The 600-nt window shown below is 46.5% G+C and carries 1 pseudogene; it reads left to right on the top strand.

Features of this window, described 5'->3' with window-relative positions:
- Window positions 1–480 (top strand): annotated as a pseudogene (locus ACWHAR_RS29510) (sulfite reductase); the annotation flags it as partial.
- Window positions 481–600: the final 120 nt, after the last annotated feature.

The following is a 600-nucleotide window of genomic DNA, read 5'->3' on the forward strand; positions in this document are numbered from 1 at the left end:
GCTTTAATTGAACAATACGGACTAACTGACGGCAAGCACTATTCAGCGCTTCGCCGCAGCTCGATGGCGTGCGTCGCTCTTCCGACCTGCGGATTGGCAATGGCTGAAGCAGAACGTTATTTGCCGACCCTGTTAGATAAGATTGAAGAGATTATTGACGAAAACGGCCTTCGTGATCAGGAAATCACCATTCGCATGACAGGATGCCCGAACGGCTGTGCACGTCATGCACTCGGTGAGATCGGATTTATCGGAAAGGCGCCGGGCAAATATAATATGTATCTTGGCGCTGCGTTTGACGGAAGCCGTTTAAGCAAAATGTACCGTGAAAACATCGGTGAAGCAGACATTTTAAGCGAGCTGCGCATCCTTCTTTCCCGCTATGCGAAAGAACGCGAGGAAGGCGAGCATTTCGGTGACTTTGTCATCCGCGCGGGCATTATTAAAGCAACAACTGACGGTACGAATTTTCATGATTGAGAAAACTAAGAAGAGAGACAGGGAGTAGTTTCCTGTCTCTTTTTTCTGTAATTTGCTCTTCTGCAAAAAAGTTCACTGTGAGCATATCATGAGAAAAAATACCCTAAAAAGGGTACTATA

This window comes from Bacillus sp. LR--39, assembly GCF_053613335.1.